The organism is Spirillospora sp. NPDC049024 (genome assembly GCF_040649235.1).
GTDB lineage: Bacteria > Actinomycetota > Actinomycetes > Streptosporangiales > Streptosporangiaceae > Spirillospora.
Map to the genome: position 1 here is coordinate 125,864 of NZ_JBEZFD010000024.1, position 17,020 is coordinate 142,883.

The following is a 17,020-nucleotide window of genomic DNA, read 5'->3' on the forward strand; positions in this document are numbered from 1 at the left end:
CATGATTGGTGCATGGCACGCACCATTGATGAGATCCTCGCCGCGGCGCGCGACCGGCTCGCGCGCGTCCGCCCCGACCAGGCCCACGCCGAGGCGCGCGACGGCGCGCTGCTGGTCGACATCCGCCCGGCCGCCCAGCGCGCGGAGGAGGGCGAGATCCCGGGCGCGCTGATCGTGGAGCGCAACGTCCTGGAGTGGCGCCTCGACCCGGCCTCGGACGCCCGGCTGCCCCAGGCCACCGGCCACGACGTCCGCGTCATCGTGTTCTGCTCGGAGGGCTACACCTCCAGCCTCGCCGCCGCGTCCCTGCACGAACTCGGGCTGACCCGCGCGACCGACATCGTGGGCGGGTTCAAGGCGTGGCGCGCGGCGGGCCTGCCGGCGACCGGGGCGGCGCTCGGTGACCCGGTGAGTTGAGCTCTTAACATTCTTGATGTTAACTTCTGGCCTGGCGTCCGGACGTGAGGAGCGGGGCATGAGCGACCGGCAGCGGCGGGGGCCCGCGCAGCGGCAGGACGCGATCGCCGAGGCGGTGCTCGCCGCGGGGTCGGGGACGGCCGCGGAGCTCGCCGAGCGCTTCGGGGTCAGCCTCATGACGATCCACCGCGACCTCGACGAGCTGGAGCGCCAGGGGGTCGTCCGCAAGTACCGCGGCGGGGTGACCGCGCAGCGGTCCGGGGTCTTCGAGAGCAGCGTCGCCTACCGTGCCAAGACGATGCGCGAGGAGAAGGAGGCCATCGCCGCCAGGGCGGTGGAGCTGGTCGAGCCCGGCATGGCGATCATGCTCGACGACTCGACCACCACCCTCGCCCTCGCCCGGCGGCTGCCGGGCCTCGGCCCCCTGACGGTCGTCACCAACTTCCTGGACGGCCTGAACCTGCTGGCCCCGGTGCAGGGCATCCGGCTGATCGCGCTCGGCGGCGACTACGACCCGCTGCACAACTCGTTCATGGGCGTCTCGTGCGTGGAGATGATCGAGTCGCTGCAGGTCGACCTGTGCTTCGTGTCGACCTCGGCGGTGTCGGCCGGCAACGCCGGCCACCAGGAGCAGCGGGTCGTGGTCGTCAAGCGGGCCATGCTGCGCAGCGCCGTCCGCAACGTCCTGCTGGTGGACCACACGAAGCTGGGCCGCACCGCGCTGCACCGGGTCGCGCCGCTGAGCGACTTCGAGCGGGTCATCGTCGACGACGGGGCGACGCCCGCGGCCCTGGCCGAACTGGCGCAGCACAAGGTCGAGCACGAGGTCGCCGCGCGCCCGCGCCGCTGACCTCGTGTGAACGACGGACGTTATAACTAACATCCCCTGCCCCGTGCGCGCCTAGGGCCCCTACGGGATCGATGCTGAGCTGTGACCTGGGCTAACCGGGTCACCGGCCAGCCCTGTTCACGATCATCTCTGTTAGTTAACGCCCATGTATTGACACTTCTAACGTTCGCAATGTTACGTTCTCCCCGCGGCGGCCGGCCGGCCCGGTCGCACGGCCGCCGCATCGGCTCCATCGCCCCCTTCACGGGCGTACCCCCGAGGAGAACTCTGTGAAGAAGCCCTCCCTCAGGACGGTCGCCGCGGCCGCCGCGGCGCTGGCCGTGCTCGCGCCCGCCGCGGCGTGCTCCTCCAAGAGCGCCGGGTCCGGTGGCGGCGACGCGAAGAACGCCAAGATCGCGTTCCTCATGCCCGACATCGCCTCGACCCGCTACGAGCTCTACGACGCCCCGCTGTTCAAGGCCAAGATGAAGCAGCTGTGCGGCGGCTGCTCGGTGCTCTACCAGAACGCCGGCGCCGACGCCTCCAAGCAGCAGCAGCAGGCGAGCTCGGTGCTCGCCCAGGGCGTCAAGGCCATCGTGATCGACCCGGTCGACTCGGCCGCGGCGGCGTCGATCGTCCGGATGGCGCAGTCCCGGGACGTGAAGGTGATCGCCTACGACCGCCCCATCCCGGCGGCCAAGGCCGACTACTACGTCTCGTTCGACAACGAGAAGATCGGCGCGATGATCGGCCAGTCGCTCGTCGACCACCTCAAGCAGGAGAAGGCCAAGGGCGGCATCCTGGAGGTCAACGGTTCGCCGACGGACGCCGCCGCGAACCTCATCAAGAAGGGCATCCACAGCGCCGTCGACCCGAGTGGCTTCAAGCTGCTCGCCGAGTACGACACGCCCGGCTGGGAGCCCGCGAAGGCCCAGGAGTGGGTCAGCGGCCAGATCAGCAAGTACCGCGGCCAGATCGCGGGCGTCGTCGCCGCGAACGACGGCACCGGGGGCGCCTCCGTCGCCGCGTTCAAGGCCGCCGGCGTGGACGTCCCGCCCGTCACCGGCAACGACGCCGAGCTCGCCGCCGCCCAGCGGATCATCGCCGGCGACCAGTACAACACGATCTCCAAGCCGATCAAGATCGTCGCGGAGGCGGCCGCGAACGCCGCGTACAAGTTCGTCCAGGGCGAGGGCCCGAAGGGCAACACGACGCTGTTCGGCACGCCGTCGGAGCTGTTCACCCCGACCGTGGTGACCCAGGACAACATCGGCAAGGTCCTGCTCGGCCCGGACGGCGCCCTCAAGACCGACAAGGTCTGCACGGCCGAGTACGCGGCGGCCTGCGCGAAGCTCGGCCTCAAGTAGCGATCTCCCGAAGGTTCGTCATGTCACCATCGCCCACTCCACCGGCCGGCGCGGCGGGCTCGCTGCTGTCGCTGCGCGGCGTCAGCAAGTCGTTCGGCGCGGTCGCCGCGCTCACCGGCGTCGACCTGGACGTCGCCGCGGGCGAGGTCGTCGCCCTCGTCGGCGACAACGGCGCCGGCAAGTCCACCCTGGTGAAGGTCCTGTCCGGCGTGCACGCCCCGGACGCGGGGACCATCACCTTCGAGTCGCGGGAGGTGAGCATCCCGACCCCGGCCGCCGCGCAGCAGCTCGGCATCGCGACCGTCTTCCAGGACCTCGCCCTCTGCGAGAACCTCAACGTGATCGAGAACCTGTTCCTCGGCCGCGAGATGCGGGCGCTGCGCCTGGACGACGTCGCGATGGAGGTCCGCTCCCGGGAGCTGCTCACCCAGCTCTCGGCGAAGATCCCCTCGGTGGAGGTGCCGGTCGCGGCGCTGTCGGGCGGCCAGCGCCAGACGGTAGCGATCGCCCGGTCGCTGCTCGGCGACCCCAAGGTCATCATCCTGGACGAGCCGACCGCCGCGCTCGGCGTCGCGCAGACCGCCGAGGTGCTCAACCTGATCGAGCGGCTCAAGGAGCGCGGCCACGGCGTGCTCATGATCAGCCACAACATGGCGGACGTGCAGGCCGTCGCCGACACCGTGGCCGTGCTGCGGCTCGGCCGCAACAACGGCGTGTTCGACGCGCGGACGACCTCCGCCGAGGAACTGGTCGCCGCCATCACCGGCGCGGCCGACAACGTGGTGAGCCGCCGCGCGGGCAAGGCCCGCCCCGAGGCCGCCGGGGACGCGGAGGACACCGTCGGCGGTGCGGAGGACGCCGCCGGAGCGCAGGAGCCGGCCGACGACCGGCCCGAGCGGGTCGCACCGGGCGGCCTGAGGAAGGGAGCGGGCGATGAGTGACCTCATGGCGCCGCCGGAGGCGAAGGCCGGGCTGCCGGGCGACTCCGGCGACCGGGGCGTGCGCGCCGCGCTGGCGGGCGCCGCCGACCGGGTCCGCGGCGGCGACCTCGGCGTCGCGCCGGTGGTCGGCGGGCTGATCGTGATCTGGACCGTGATGCAGATCCTCAACCCGGTCTTCCTGTCCAGCGCCAACCTGGTCAACCTGGCGCTGGAGTGCGTGCCGGTCGGCGTGATCGCGCTCGGCGTCGTGTTCATGCTGCTGGTCGGGCAGATCGACCTGTCGGTGGGCTCGGTCAGCGGGCTCAGCGCCGCCGTGGTCGCGGTGCTGTTCGTCGACCACGGCTGGCCGTCCTGGCTGGCGATCGCCGCGGCGGTGGTGCTGGCCGTCGTGCTCGGCTGGTTCTATGCGCAGGTGTTCAACCGGCTCGGCGTGCCCAGCTTCGTCATCACCCTGGCCGGGCTGCTCGGCTGGCTCGGCCTCCAGCTGTGGATCCTCGGCCCCAAGGGCTCGATCAACCTGCCGTTCGACTCGCGGCTGGTGACATTCGCCCAGCTCGACTTCCTCCCGCCGTGGCTGGCGTACGCGCTGGTGGTCGCGGGCGCGGCCGCGCTCTACCTGACAGGCCACAACCGGGCCGCGCAGCGCCGCAGGGCGGGCCTGCCCGCGACGACGGAGCGCACGCTGATCCTCCGCAGCGCCGCCCTGCTGGCCGGCCTCGCGGTGGCGGTCTGGTACCTGAACCGCGACCGCGGCGTCGGCTGGATGTTCGTCCTGTTCCTGGTGCTCGTGCTGGCGACGCACTACGTCCTGTCCCGGACGAAGTACGGCAAGTCCGTGTACGCGGTCGGCGGCAACGTCGAGGCGGCGCGCCGCGCCGGGATCAACGTCCGGACGGTCTACACCTCCGCGTTCGTCATGTGCACCACGCTCGCCGCGATCGGCGGCGTCCTCGCGGCGGCGCGGCTCGCGGCGGCCAACCAGAGCAGCGGCGGCGGCGACGTCAACCTGAACGCGATCGCGGCGGCCGTGATCGGCGGGACGAGCCTGTTCGGCGGGCGCGGCAACGCGTTCGCGGCGCTGCTCGGCATCCTGGTCATCCAGTCGATCTCCAGCGGGCTGACGCTGCTGAACCTCGACTCGTCCTACCGGTTCATGGTCACCGGCGCCGTCCTGCTGCTCGCCGTGGCGCTCGACTCGGTCGCCCGCCGCTCGCGCGCCTCGCACGGGCGCGCCTGACCGGCGCGCGCTTTGATGGGACCGCGCATCTGATGGGACCACTACGCAACGGACGGGGGAGCCGATGACGGTCGTCTGCGTCGACGCGGGCACCACGATGATCAAGGCGGTGGGGTACGGCGGGGACGGCGCCGAACTGGCCGTCGCCCGGCGGCCCACCGAGGTGGCCCGGCCCGCGCCGGGGCACGCCGAGCAGGACATGGCCGCGGTGTGGCGCGCCGTCGCCGACGCCGTCCGGGAGGTGCTCGCCCGGGTCGGCGGCGACCCCGACTTCCTGGCGCTCACCGCGCAGGGCGACGGCTGCTGGCTGGTGGACGGCGACGGCGCCCCCACCGGCCCGGCGATCCTGTGGAACGACGGCCGCGCCGCCCCGGCCGTCGAGCGCTGGGCTGCCGCCGGCGTGTTGGAGGGGGCGTTCCGCGTCAACGGTTCGCTGCACTTCGCGGGGCTTCCGAACGCGATCCTCACCTGGCTGCGCGAGCACGACCCCGACCGGCTCGCCCGCTCGGCGGCGTCCCTGACCTGCGGCGGCTGGATCTTCTCCCGGCTCACCGGGGAGATCGCGGTCGACGGCTCGGACGCGTCCGCGCCGTTCCTGGACATCGCCGCCCTCCGGTACTCCGACGACCTGCTGCGCCGCTACGACATGGAATGGGCCGCGAGGCTCCTTCCCGAGCTGCGCGGCGACGACAGGCGCGCCGCCCCGCTGACCCGGGAGGCGGCGGACGAGCTGGGGCTGCCCGAGGGGCTGCCGGTCGTCCTCGCCCCGTACGACATCGCGTCCACCGCGATCGGCGTCGGCGCGGTCGACACCGGCCAGGCCTGCACGATCCTCGGCACCACGCTGTGCACGGAGACGGTCGTGGACGGCCCGCGCCTCACCGGCGATCCGTCCGGCCTCACGGTCGCGATGGGCCTGCCTGGCCGCTACCTGCGGGCCTTCCCGACGCTCGCGGGCGGCCAGGTCGTCGACTGGGCGTGCCGCGTGCTCGGCCTGCCCGCGCCGGGCGCGCTCGCCGACCTGGCGGCGCAGGCGCCGCCGGGCGCCGACGGGCTGGTCTTCCTGCCGTACCTGTCGCCCGCCGGGGAGCGGGCCCCGTTCCTCGACCCGCGGGCGCGCGGCGCGTTCCACGGCCTCACCGTCCACCACGAGCGCGAGCACATCGCCCGCGCCGTGCTGGAAGGGCTCAGCCTGGTCGTGCGCGACTGCCTGACCGCGGCCGAGACCCGCCCCACCGAACTGCGGGTGAGCGGCGGGGGTTCGGCGAGCCCCGTGTGGCTGGGCATGCTGGCCGACGTCACGGGCGTCCCGGTCGTCCGGTCGGCCGACACCGAGGCCGGCGCGCGCGGCGCGTTCATCGTCGGGCTCCTGTCCACCGGGCGGGCCGCCGGCGCCCGCGAGGCCGCCGACGCCCACGTCCGTCCGGGCGACTCCTACGCCCCCGACCCCGGCCGGGCCGACCACTACGCCCGGGCCTACGAGGACTTCCTGGCGATCCGCTCGGCCACGGCGCCCGCCTGGCCGACGCTCGCGGCGGCCCGTGCCCGCACCGGCCAGGACGGCGGCGCCCGGTGACCGACCAGAACGAGGAGGTCTGGGTCGGGATCGACTTGGGGACGCAGAGCGTGCGCGCGCTCGCCGTCACCGCGTCGGGGGACGTGGCCGGGGCCGGCAGCCGGGCGCTGACCGGGCGGCGGGACGGCCCCCGGCACGAGCAGGACCCCGAGGACTGGTGGACGGCGCTCGGCGCCGCCTGCCGCGAGGCGCTCCGGGACGTCCCTGCGGGGGCCGTGCAGGCCGTCGCCGTCGACGCGACCTCCGGGACGGTCCTGCTCACCGACGACGGAGGCCGGCCGCTGACCCCGGCCCTCATGTACGACGACACCCGCGCCGCCGGGCACGTCCAGCGGGTCAACGAGGCCGGCGGCGAGGTGTGGCGCTCCCTCGGCTACCAGCGCATGCAGCCCGCGTGGGCCCTGCCGAAACTGCTGTGGCTCCTGGAGAACCACCCGCACGAGGGCGCTCGCCTCGCCCACCAGGCCGACTTCGTCAACCGGCGGCTGACCGGCCACCCGGTGGCCGCCGACCTCAGCAACGCGCTCAAGACCGGAGCTGACCTCATCGCCGAGGCCTGGCCTGCGGACGTCCTCGACGCGCTGGGCGTCCCCGTCGACGTGCTCCCGCCGCTGGAACGGTCCGGCACGCCGCTCGGGACGGTCTGCGCCGCCGCCGCGGAGGCGACCGGCGTCCCCGAGGGGACCCCCGTCGTCGCGGGGGCCACCGACGGGTGCGCCGCCCAGCTCGGGACGGGGCGCCTCACCGTCGGGTCGTGGAACTCCGTCCTCGGGACGACCCTCGTCCTCAAGGGCGTCAGCGACGACCTCGTCCAGGACCCGTTCGGCGTCGTCTACTCCCACAAGGCACCGGACGGGCGGTGGCTGCCCGGCGGCGCGTCCAGCACCGGCGCGGGCGCGATCTCCCGCGACTTCCCGGGCCGGGACCTGGCCGGCCTGGACCGCCGCGCGGCGGAGCACGAACCGGCGGCGGCGCTCGCGTACCCGCTCGTCCCGGCGGGGGAGCGGTTCCCGTTCCTCGCGCCGGACGCCCGCGGGTTCCGGCTCGGCGGGACGGGCGACGAGGCCGACGACTTCGCCGCCGTCCTGCAGGGCGTCGGCTACCTGGAGCGGCTCTGCTTCGACCACCTCGACCTGCTCGGCGCGCCCACCTGCGGCGACCTGACGCTGACCGGCGGGGCCGTGCGCAGCCGGTACTGGTGCCAGCTGCGCGCCGACATCCTCGGCCGCCCGGTCGTGCTGCCCCGGCAGGCCGAGCCCGCCCTCGGCGCCGCCGTGCTCGCCGCCGCGCCGGGCCGCGACGTCGCCGAGACCGCCGGGCGGATGGTCGCCGTCAAGGCGGTGGTCGACCCGCGTCCGCAAAAGACCGGCGTGTTCGACGCGCCCTACCTGCGCCTGGTCGGTGAGCTGGAACGGCGCGGGTGGCTGCCCGCCGAGACCGCCGCGCACGCACGCGAGAGGACATCCCGATGACGCGCCTCGTCCTCGTCCGGCACGGGGAGACCGAATGGCACGCCGAGAACCGCTACGCCGGGGTCAGCGACGTCGCGCTGACCGCGCTCGGCCTGGACCAGGCCCGCTCGCTGGCCGCGTGGGCGGCCACGGCCCGGCCCGACGCGGTGTGGTGCTCGGACCTGTCGCGGTCCCGGCTGACCGCGGCGCCCTCCGCCGCGGCGATCGGCGCGCGGCTGCACGTCGACCGGCGGCTCCGGGAACTGGACTTCGGGCAGGGCGAGGGTCTGACCCGCGCGGAGATGGAGCGCAAGTTCCCCGAGGAGCTGCGCGCGTTCCTGGCCGACCCCGTCGCCGCGCACCTGCCCGGCGGCGAGGACCCGGCCGCCGCCGCGCGCCGCTTCACCGCCTGCCTGGACGACATCGCGCGCCTGCACGAGGGCGGGCGCGTCCTGGTCGTCGCGCACTCCACGGCGATCCGGCTCGCGCTGTGCCGGCTGCTGGGGATGCCGCTCAAGGACTACCGGCGGCGGTTCCCGTCGCTGGGCAACTGCGCACTGACCGAGATCCGGCTCCGGGACGGCGAGGCCGCCCTCCTGGAGTTCAACACCCCACTGGAGCGATGAATGACTACCCGCGTGCTCGCGGCCGGTGACCTCTTCGTCCGCAACGACCTGCTCATCGGCGCCCTGCGCGCCGAGACCCCCGGCGGCCTGGCGTTCTCGGAGGTCACGCTGCCGTGGCCGGTGGAGCCGTTCGGGCGCGTCGCCGAGGTGGACGAGGCGTCCGGGACCGAGGAGCAGCTCATCGAGGCGCTGCGCGGCGCCGAGGTCTGCGTCACCCAGATGGCCCCGCTGACCCGGCGGATCCTGGAGGCCTCCCCGGACCTGCGGCTGTTCGGCATCAGCCGCGGCGGGCCCGTCAACGCCAACCTGGAGGCCGCGACCGAGCACGGCGTGGCCGTCTGCTTCGCGCCCGGACGCAACGCGGGCGCGACCGCCGAGCACACCCTCGGGCTGATCCTCGCGGCGGTGCGGCGCATCCCGCAGACGCACGTCGACCTGATGGCGGGGCAGTGGCGCGGCGACTACTACCGCTACGACGACGTCGGCATCGAGATCCTCGGCAGCACCGCCGGGCTCGTCGGCTGCGGCGCCGTCGGCCGCCGCGTCGCCCGGATGCTCGCCGCGCTCGGTGCCCGCGTGCTCGTCCACGACCCCTACCTGGACGACCTCGGCGACCTGTCGGGCATCGCCGAACTCGTCCCGCTCGACGAGCTGCTGGCGCGCGCGCAGATCGTCTCCCTGCACGCCCGCGCGACGCCGCAGACCACGGGGATGATCGGCGCCGCGCAGATCGCCGCGATGCCGCCCGGCTCCATCATCGTCAACTGCGCGCGCGGGTCGCTGCTGGACTACGAGGCCGTCTGCGACGCCGCCGAGTCCGGGCACCTGTTCGCCGCCGCGTTCGACGTGTTCCCCGAGGAGCCGATCCCGGCCGGGTCGCGGCTGCTGACCACCCCGAACATCATCGTCACGCCGCACCTGGCCGGGGCCAGCAAGCAGACCGCCGCCAACGCCGCCCGCATCCTCGCCCGGGACGTCGGCCGCCACCTGCGCGGCGAGCCCCTCGTCCACTGCGCGAACCCCGAGGTGCTGGAGGCCCCCCGCCCGGCCCGCCCCTGACCCTCCTCCCCATCACCCCCCACCAAGGAGGCACGATGCACGGACCCGGACTCGGCGAGGTCGCTCCCACCCGCCGCAGAGTCCTCGGCTTCGCGGGCGCCGCCACGCTCGCCGGAGCCGCCGCCCTGGCCGGAGCCCGCCCCGCCGCGGCGGCCGGCCGCCCCTACACCTTCGACCTGCTGTTCAACGTCCCCCACACCGACAACATGCAGGGCCTCGCCTACCGCCGCGGCCGGTTCTACGTCGGGTTCGACGTGGGCGGCGGCCACGGCGTCATCCGCGAGTACGACCGCGACGGCGACACCCTCAAGGAGAGCGCGCCCCTCGCCGTCGGGCACGCCGCCGAGATCAGCGTCCGCGACCGCGACGGCCTCCTCTACGTCGCCACCGGCGGCGGCAAGAACCCCACCCAGGTCAACGTGGTGGACTGGAGCGGCGAGCCGGAGGTCGTGCGCACCATCGACTTCGCCTCCCTCGGCAACTCGGGCCTCGTGGCGGTCGACGACCGGCGCGACGGCCTGCTCGTGCACGCCGGACCGGGCGACCAGGGCCCGTTCGTGTTCGCGTTCACCGACCTCGACGGAACCGTCCGCTCGACCTTCGACCTCGGCTACCAGGGCGTCCCGCAGGGCCTGGAGATGGCCGGTGACAAGGTCCTCTACTACACCAACAACAGGATCACCGTGCTGGACCGGGCCGGGCGGATCCTGGACGCGATCGACATCCCGCTGACCGGGGAGAGCGAGGGGCTGGCGGTCGCGCCCGCCGGCCGCGGCACCCGCGTCTTCTTCGGCTACAACAAGCCGAACCGGGTGTACGCGATGAAGCCCGTGTTCCGCTGACAGGCCAGGCGCGCGGCCGGGTTCCGTCCGTACCTCCCGTCCCGGCCGCGCGCCCTCCTCTTCTTGCGCACGAAGTGCGCAACTCCGCGTTTGACATATCGGTCGCCGCGCATTCGGCGGCCGCCGTTTAGCGGAATTCTCTAAACTGTGGATATCGGGCTGGAAAGCCCTTGCTTTTCACGGTCACTCGGGTAGAAAAAATCAAATCCCTCTTCCCGAGGAGGAAAACCCCGTGAAGGCTCCCATCAGGCTCGCCGCGCCCTTAGCGGCCGCCACCGCCGCGCTCGCCCTGGCGGCGCCCGCCGCCTCCGCCGCCACCACCACGATCCGCGAGGAGACCGCCGCCGGAGCGCCCTACTCCGGCAACTGGCAGGTCGCCACCGTCGGAGCGCTCCAGTTCTCCGTCGACTACCTCGGCGCGAAGGTGACGGGCTCCTGCGACGGCGCCCGGCTGCAGGGCACCGTCCAGTCCACCGGCGCGGGCGAGCTGACCGCCGCGTCGATCGGCGCGTGCCGGACGTCCAACGGCCTCAGCTCCCCGGCCACCGACCTCGACCTCGGCGAGGTGGCCGACAGGAGCGGCCAGGTCGCCTACGACCCGGTCCAGGGCGGCCGGGACGGCGTCCTGTCCATCAACGGCGGCCTGCGCTTCAAGATGGAGGGCAAGATCCTCGGCATCACCGTCACCTGCTACTACGGGTTCCGGACGGGGAGCACCGACGGTCTGCGCTTCGACGTCTACAACCGCGACAACCCGAACCGTCCGATGCCGGACCAGGACGACGCGCAGGGCAGGGCCGACGACATCACGCTCGTGCGGCAGACGGGCAGCAGCGGGCTGTGCCCCTCCAACGGCACGGGCAGCGGTTCCGCCATCGCCCGCGGTGAGAGCACGCCGGGCTCCGGGGTCTTCGACCGCAAGCTCTACCTGACCTCGTAACCCCGGCGCGGCAGGCGGAGAGGCGGCCGGGTCCCGGGGCCGGTGCAAGGGAGTGTTCATCCTCCTCGGGGCCCGGCCGCCCTCACTGTGCCCTCGCGGTGCTGGGTCGCCGTGTCGGAAAGAGCCGACCGGGGGCGTACGGTCGGAATCCTTCTGGGACGGTCGCGAGGAATTCGAGCGTAACTCCGCAGGTCAGTCCTCGGTAATGACAGCGTGCTTACAGTTGTTTCCCACACGTGTCCGAAGTGGGGCGTGGCAAAATCACCGCCCTTTCCGGCGGGCGCCCGGCCCGCTACCCTCGCGCGGTGGTCCGCGCCACGAAGTCGCGGAGCAGGGCGACGGCCCGGTCCGGATCCTCCCTGAACACCCCGTGGCCCGTGGCGGGCAGCACGTGCAGTTCGGCCGTGCCCTCCGGCAGGGCCTCGGCGAGCTTCCGGGCCGCCGAGACCGTCGCGACGGGGTCGTCCTCTCCGTTCAGGATCAGGACGGGCCGGACGATCCGCTCCAGATGCGGCCACGGGTCGAACGCGCCGGCGAGCGACCGCCGGAAATGCTCGATGACGTCGCGGTTCCACCGGATGCGGGCCAGCCTTTCCCTCCCCTCCGGGTCGCCGTCCGGACGCCGCGAGTACAGGGGCAGGCACACGCGCTCCCAGTCGTCCTGGACGTCCTCCCCGTCCCAGTAGCGGCGCGCGATGTCGCGGGCCTCAGCGCCGCCGAGCCGCTCGAAGACCTCCAGCCGCTCCTCGGCGGGACCCGGCATCACGCTGTCGAGCACCACACCGCGGACGCGCTCCGGGTGGCGGTGCGCGACCGTCAGCGCCACCCACCCGCCGCTGGACGTCCCGAGGAGGACCGGGTCGTCGATGCCCAGCGCGTCGCAGAAGTCGACGACGTCGTCCGCCCAGCGCTCCCACGTCCACAGCGCGGGCTCGCTCACGTCCGACCGGCCGCTGCCGCGCTGGTCCAGGTAGACGACCTGCGCGAACTCGGTCGCCCGCCCCAGCACCGACTTGAACAGCGAATGGTCGGCGCCGGGACCGCCGTGCAGCGCCACGATCACGGGCCGCTCCGCCATCGCCGCACCGTCCGGGACCAGCCCGGCCCCCTCGACGTCGAAGTAGAGGCGCACACCGCCGATGTCGATCCGCATCCGTCCCATTGTGCCCCTGCGGGGACAATGGGACATGTGAGAGCGGTGGCCATTTCCGACACCCACGCGCCGAGGCGCTGGAAGTCGTGCCCCCCGCGGGTGGCCGAGCACCTGCGGGGCGCCGACGTGATCCTGCACGCCGGCGACGTGTGCGTCGCCTCCGTCCTGGACGAGCTGGCCCAGTACGCGCCCGTCCACGCCGTCCTCGGCAACAACGACGGGCCGGACGTGGCGGAGTGGGGCGCGCCCGAACGCCTCGAACTCGACCTCGACGGCCTCGCCGTCGCGATGGTCCACGACAGCGGTCAGGCCCGGGGCCGCACCGCCCGGATGCGGCGCTGGTTCCCCGCCGCCGACCTCGTCGTGTTCGGGCACTCGCACATCCCGCTGGACGAGACCGGCGACGGCGTCCGCATCTTCAACCCCGGGTCGCCGACCGACCGGCGCCGCCAGCCGCACGGCACCCTCGGCCTCCTCGACATCCGCGACGGCACGCTCACCGGGGCGCGGATCGTCCCCGTGACCTGACCCTCGCCCTCGACCGGCGGGGCGCCGCATGGAATCGTCCCCCGCAGACGACCGCGAGGATGAGAGGGACCCCGGCATGACCGACCGCGTCACCGTGCACGTCCACGAGGGGGTCGCCGACGTGCGGCTCAACCGACCCGACAAGTTGAACGCCCTCGACCTGGCCATGTTCGAGGCGCTCGCCCGCACCGGGGACGCGATCGCCGCCGACGCGTCCGTCCGGGCCGTGGTCCTGTCGGGGGAGGGCCGCGCGTTCTGCGCCGGCCTGGACTTCGCCAGCTTCGCCGCCATGGCCGGCGACGGCGCCGGACGGCGCTCCGGCGACATCACCGAGCGCGAGCCGGGGCGCATCACCAACCTCGGCCAGCAGGCCGTGCACGTGTGGCGGGAAATGCCGCAGCCCGTCATCGCCGCCGTCCACGGGCACGCCCTCGGCGGCGGCCTGCAGATCGCGCTCGGCGCCGACATCCGCATCGCCGCCCCGGACGCGCGCCTGTCGGTCCTGGAGATCCGCTGGGGCCTGGTGCCCGACATGACCGGCACCGCCGCGCTGATCCGCCTCGTCGGCGAGGACGTCGCGAAGGAGCTGACCTTCACCGGCCGCATGATCTCCGGAGCGGACGCCGTCCGCATCGGCCTGGCCACCCGCACCGCCGACGACCCGCACGCCGCCGCGACCGACCTCGCCCGCGAGATCGCCGGCAACAGCCCCGACGCCGTCCGGGGCGCCAAGCGCCTGCTCAACCGCGCCGCCGACACCGACCTGGCCGGCCAGTTCCTCGAAGAGTCCCGCACGCTCGCCGCCCTGCGCGGAAGCCCGAACCAGGTCGAAGCCGTCCGCGCCCACTTCGAAAAGCGCCCACCCACCTTCAGCGACCCCGTCTGACACCCCGAGACGACCAGACCTCCGCCGAGCACACCTCCCCGCGCCGCAGGACCGCGCGGGCGCTTGAGCCCTCGAAGGATCCGGGACCGCCTGACTTCGACGAGGTTCTCACCTTGGCTACCGGGCATGCCGACCATGCGGCTGAGAAGGCCGCACAAGCCCGTTCGGTAACCCATCGGCACGGGGGGCGAGAAGCCGACACGGGGCGAGCGATTCCCGGAGCACCTGAGGTCACCATGCCGGGGACAGGGGAGTCGGTGCGGTCCGCGCCCGACTCGCTGGCGAGCACGGAACCTCGTATGTAGAGTACGAGCCATGGGCTATGTAGAGTTCGAGCGACGCGGAGGCGGGTCGGGCAGGTCCGGCGTGTTCGTCGCCTGGGAGTTGCTGGCCTGGCTGGGCATCGCCTCGGCGGCGGTCTCGGCGGCCGTGGTGGCGTGGCTGCTGCCCGCGCTGGCCGGGCCGGTCGGAGTGGCGGCGGCTGTGGCGGGTCTGCTGCTCGCGGTACGCGGCGGGACGCGCGGAAAGGGAGCACGGTGACCCGAGGGCCGCGGATGACGATGCAGACCCAGATGGTGCTGCGCCAGGCACTGCTGGAACCGAACCGCGAGTGGTACGGGCTGGAGATGGTGCAGGCCACCGAGCTGCCCACCGGCACGGTCTATCCGATCATCACCCGGCTGGAGCAGGCCGGCTGGATCACCTCTCGCTGGGAAGAGCCCGACGAGCAGCGCGACGCCGACGCCCTCGGCCGCCCCCGCCGCCGCTACTACAAGCTCACCCAGGAGGGCGCCGAGAACGCCCGTCTCGCCCTGGCCAAGGCCCACGCCAACCGCGCCACCGCCCCCAAGCCGTGGCACACCCTGCGCCCGCACGCCCCCGGAGCCACTCCGTGAGCCCCCTCGCGCCCTCCGATGGCCAGCTCTGCCCTGTCTGCGACTCCCGGTGCGTTCCCGGCGACCTCTTCTGCACGGTCTGTGGAGGAAGCCTCGTAGGACCGCGCTCCACCCGCGACCTGGTCGCACTGAAGGCGGCCTTCAGCGAGACGGAGGCGCTGAAGTCCGCGTGCTTCCACCTCGCCGCCTGCCTCGTCCCCGCGGCCGTCGCGGCAGCGGACGCGGCGGCGCACGCCGAAGACGCGGCGGCGGGCACGGTGGCGGGCACGGTGGCGACGGCGGCAGGTGGGGCGCGGGCCGCGGCGAATGCCGCGAAGGCGGCGGCGCGCGAAGCGGCCGTGGCGGCGCGCGCAGCGGACTTGGTGGGCGCGACCGCGAGTGCGGCCCGCGCGGTGTCGGCGGCGGCGAGTGCGGCTCGGGTCGCGTCCACGGTGGCGACGGAGGCGCCGGGCCCGTTGCCCGCGGCGAAGGCGTTGCCCGCGGCGAAGGCGGCTCGTGCAGCGGACGCGGCGGCTTCGGACGTGAAAGCGGCGTATTCGGTCGCCGACGCGGTGCGGACGGCAGCGGACGCGGCGGTGCTGGCACTGCAGGAGACCAGACAGGTCTTCACGAGTTCGGCAGGCGGCCAGGCCCGGCCTCGCGCGGTGACGGGTACGGCGCGGCGGCCAGGGGTTCTGACACGGCGTCTGCTGGCGGCCGGGTGTGCGCTGCTGCCCGCGGGCGCCCGGGGTCGCTATGCCGAGGAGTGGCTGAGCCTGCTCACTGAGTTGCCGACCCGTCGGGCACGGGCCGCCCACGTGCTGTCCATCATGTGCGCCGTGCCGCGCCAGGCCTGGACGTTGCGCCGCCCCCTCAAGCACGTCCCGCCCGCCTGACCGGTCAGGGGAATGGTCGGCCTTTTATGGGCCAGGCTCGTTGTCGTGCAGGCTAGGAGCCCCCGGCCTTAGGGCCGCTCGTGGTCAGGCGGCGAGGAACGATCCGGCCGGGAGGTTTCTGACCAGCCAGAAGAGGAGGACCGCTCCGAACAGCGTCCAGATCAGGGCGGGGTGTGCCGCCTTCGTCCGGACGGGGCGGTCCAGGGCGCGGGCCCTCGCCCACCGGAGCCAGAAGAACGCCAGAAGCGGAAGCATCGCCATGGTCAGGACGTTCAACCCGAACGCCTCCTGGACGCGGCCATGGGCGAGCGCGTGAACCGTGCGCATGGAACCGCAGCCTGGGCACTGGAACCCGGTGATGGCCAGGAAGGGGCAGGTCGGATAGTGCCCCGCTTCATTCGGGTCCACCGCCGCGACGTAGATGACGGCCGCGACGCTGAAGACGAGCACCGCGCCGGGCCGGAGCAGCCTGACGGCGAGTCCGGCCACGGGCCGTTGCGCACCGCCCGGGACTTCGGGAACCGGCCCGCCCCGCGGCGGCGGGGCGGGCCGGAACTCGTCCGTCATGGGTCAGCTGCCGTTGGCGCCGGCCATGGCGACGAGGAAGTAGATGACACCGACGATCACACCCAGGACCGCCGACGCGATCGCCCAGTTCTTGGCGTTGTTGGAGGAGTTGATCGCACCGGCGTGGTCGCCGGCCATCCACTTGGAGTTGACCTGCGCGGCGTAGACGATGGACACGATGCCGGCGGGGAGGCAGCAGAGGATCGTGGTGGCGACCGCCCATGCGAGATGGTTGGGGGGCGGGGCGCCGGGGCTCGACGGTGGCGGCGGGGGAGGTGGGTAGGCCATGTCGTACCTCTCCGTGCTGGGCTGGGTGAGCTACTTAGGTAGATGGTGCCCCGGCACGCCAGGTTCCCCTCAAGACGGCACAACCTGGCCGCGGAGCACCGCGCCCGGGCCGATTTGACTCGGGCGCTCCGACCGCGTAGGTTAACCCCTCGTCCCCTCACGGATGCAGGACGCCCGCATGGCGGCCGGCCGAAGCATGGGGAAACCACCAACGAACCAGCCGACACGGTCTCGCCGTGTCTGCCGTGCCGTGGTGGGTCGGAAAGGCTCGATTTTGACAATCGAACCGGATCTGATGAAATAGCTCCACCGCCCGGAAGGTGCCGCGCAAGCGGGATCGGAAAGGCGTATCGGAGAAGCCCGGAATTGACAGTCCGGACGGATCCGATAAAGTAAGGCGAGTCGCCCCGGAGCGGGAAACGCGAAAGCGGATCCAGCGCGGTGGGCGTCCGTTTCTTGAGAACTCAACAGCGTGTTAAAAGCCAGTGCCTTTATCGGCTCGGTCGATTGTTCGGCCGGGTCGCCCCGTGCCGCTCTCCTTT

Annotated in this window: 19 protein-coding genes; 16 read left to right on the forward strand and 3 right to left on the reverse strand. The window is 73.3% G+C overall.

Features of this window, described 5'->3' with window-relative positions:
• Positions 1–12: 12 nt before the first annotated feature.
• The 11 genes from AB0C21_RS34945 (at position 13) to AB0C21_RS34995 (ending at position 11,285) form a co-directional block, all read left to right on the forward strand.
• Positions 13–417 (forward strand): rhodanese-like domain-containing protein, encoded by a 405-nt coding sequence (locus AB0C21_RS34945; RefSeq protein ID WP_500210121.1) that lies wholly within the window; start codon positions 13–15, stop codon positions 415–417.
• Positions 418–475: 58 nt separating this feature from the next.
• Positions 476–1,267: a DeoR/GlpR family DNA-binding transcription regulator gene (locus AB0C21_RS34950; protein ID WP_149264650.1), complete on the forward strand. Its 792-nt coding sequence runs from the start codon at positions 476–478 to the stop codon at positions 1,265–1,267.
• Between the two features lie 269 nt (positions 1,268–1,536).
• Positions 1,537–2,613, forward strand: a complete 1,077-nt coding sequence (locus AB0C21_RS34955; RefSeq protein ID WP_500210122.1) for a substrate-binding domain-containing protein — start codon at positions 1,537–1,539, stop codon at positions 2,611–2,613.
• Between the two features lie 20 nt (positions 2,614–2,633).
• A complete protein-coding gene (locus AB0C21_RS34960; protein WP_500210124.1) occupies positions 2,634–3,554 on the forward strand; it encodes an ATP-binding cassette domain-containing protein in 921 nt (306 codons plus the stop codon).
• Entirely contained in the window at positions 3,547–4,791 is a 1,245-nt protein-coding gene (locus AB0C21_RS34965; protein WP_500210126.1) for a sugar ABC transporter permease, read from the forward strand. The genes AB0C21_RS34960 and AB0C21_RS34965 overlap by 8 nt, the downstream gene beginning before the upstream one ends.
• 64 nt (positions 4,792–4,855) lie before the next feature.
• A complete protein-coding gene (locus AB0C21_RS34970; RefSeq protein ID WP_500210128.1) occupies positions 4,856–6,367 on the forward strand; it encodes an FGGY family carbohydrate kinase in 1,512 nt (503 codons plus the stop codon).
• Positions 6,364–7,839, forward strand: a complete 1,476-nt coding sequence (locus tag AB0C21_RS34975) for an FGGY-family carbohydrate kinase (RefSeq protein ID WP_500210130.1) — start codon at positions 6,364–6,366, stop codon at positions 7,837–7,839. Before AB0C21_RS34970 ends, AB0C21_RS34975 begins: the two co-directional genes overlap by 4 nt.
• Positions 7,836–8,444: a histidine phosphatase family protein gene (locus AB0C21_RS34980; RefSeq protein WP_500210132.1), complete on the forward strand. Its 609-nt coding sequence runs from the start codon at positions 7,836–7,838 to the stop codon at positions 8,442–8,444. Before AB0C21_RS34975 ends, AB0C21_RS34980 begins: the two co-directional genes overlap by 4 nt.
• Positions 8,445–9,503 carry a 2-hydroxyacid dehydrogenase gene (locus AB0C21_RS34985; RefSeq protein ID WP_500210134.1) on the forward strand — a complete coding sequence of 353 codons (1,059 nt, stop codon included), beginning with the start codon at positions 8,445–8,447 and terminating at the stop codon, positions 9,501–9,503.
• Positions 9,504–9,538: 35 nt separating this feature from the next.
• Entirely contained in the window at positions 9,539–10,345 is an 807-nt protein-coding gene (locus AB0C21_RS34990; protein ID WP_500210137.1) for a hypothetical protein, read from the forward strand.
• Positions 10,346–10,577: 232 nt separating this feature from the next.
• The gene (locus AB0C21_RS34995) at positions 10,578–11,285 is read left to right on the forward strand and encodes a hypothetical protein (protein WP_500210138.1); all 708 of its coding nucleotides are present in this window, start codon (positions 10,578–10,580) and stop codon (positions 11,283–11,285) included.
• A 292-nt stretch (positions 11,286–11,577) separates the two neighbouring features.
• Here AB0C21_RS34995 and AB0C21_RS35000 read toward each other — a convergent pair whose 3' ends face one another.
• The gene (locus AB0C21_RS35000) at positions 11,578–12,438 is read right to left on the reverse strand and encodes an alpha/beta fold hydrolase (protein WP_500210140.1); all 861 of its coding nucleotides are present in this window, start codon (positions 12,436–12,438) and stop codon (positions 11,578–11,580) included.
• Positions 12,439–12,483: 45 nt separating this feature from the next.
• Between AB0C21_RS35000 and AB0C21_RS35005 the strand changes: the two genes are divergently transcribed.
• From AB0C21_RS35005 to AB0C21_RS35025, 5 genes are all read left to right on the forward strand, one after another.
• A complete protein-coding gene (locus AB0C21_RS35005; protein ID WP_500210141.1) occupies positions 12,484–12,966 on the forward strand; it encodes a metallophosphoesterase family protein in 483 nt (160 codons plus the stop codon).
• A gap of 76 nt (positions 12,967–13,042) precedes the next feature.
• Entirely contained in the window at positions 13,043–13,852 is an 810-nt protein-coding gene (locus tag AB0C21_RS35010) for a crotonase/enoyl-CoA hydratase family protein (protein WP_500210142.1), read from the forward strand.
• A 315-nt stretch (positions 13,853–14,167) separates the two neighbouring features.
• Complete coding sequence (locus AB0C21_RS35015; RefSeq protein WP_500210144.1) at positions 14,168–14,392, forward strand: hypothetical protein; 225 nt, start codon at positions 14,168–14,170, stop codon at positions 14,390–14,392.
• 14 nt (positions 14,393–14,406) lie between these two features.
• Positions 14,407–14,748, forward strand: a complete 342-nt coding sequence (locus AB0C21_RS35020; protein WP_500210145.1) for a PadR family transcriptional regulator — start codon at positions 14,407–14,409, stop codon at positions 14,746–14,748.
• Positions 14,745–15,623, forward strand: coding sequence for a hypothetical protein (locus AB0C21_RS35025; protein ID WP_500210147.1), 879 nt, complete (start codon positions 14,745–14,747; stop codon positions 15,621–15,623). The genes AB0C21_RS35020 and AB0C21_RS35025 overlap by 4 nt, the downstream gene beginning before the upstream one ends.
• 84 nt (positions 15,624–15,707) lie before the next feature.
• Here AB0C21_RS35025 and AB0C21_RS35030 read toward each other — a convergent pair whose 3' ends face one another.
• Together AB0C21_RS35030 and AB0C21_RS35035 are read right to left on the reverse strand one after the other, a co-directional pair.
• Positions 15,708–16,112 (reverse strand): DUF2752 domain-containing protein, encoded by a 405-nt coding sequence (locus AB0C21_RS35030; RefSeq protein WP_500210149.1) that lies wholly within the window; start codon positions 16,110–16,112, stop codon positions 15,708–15,710.
• Between the two features lie 81 nt (positions 16,113–16,193).
• Positions 16,194–16,478, reverse strand: coding sequence for a CD225/dispanin family protein (locus AB0C21_RS35035; RefSeq protein WP_353820990.1), 285 nt, complete (start codon positions 16,476–16,478; stop codon positions 16,194–16,196).
• Positions 16,479–17,020: the final 542 nt, after the last annotated feature.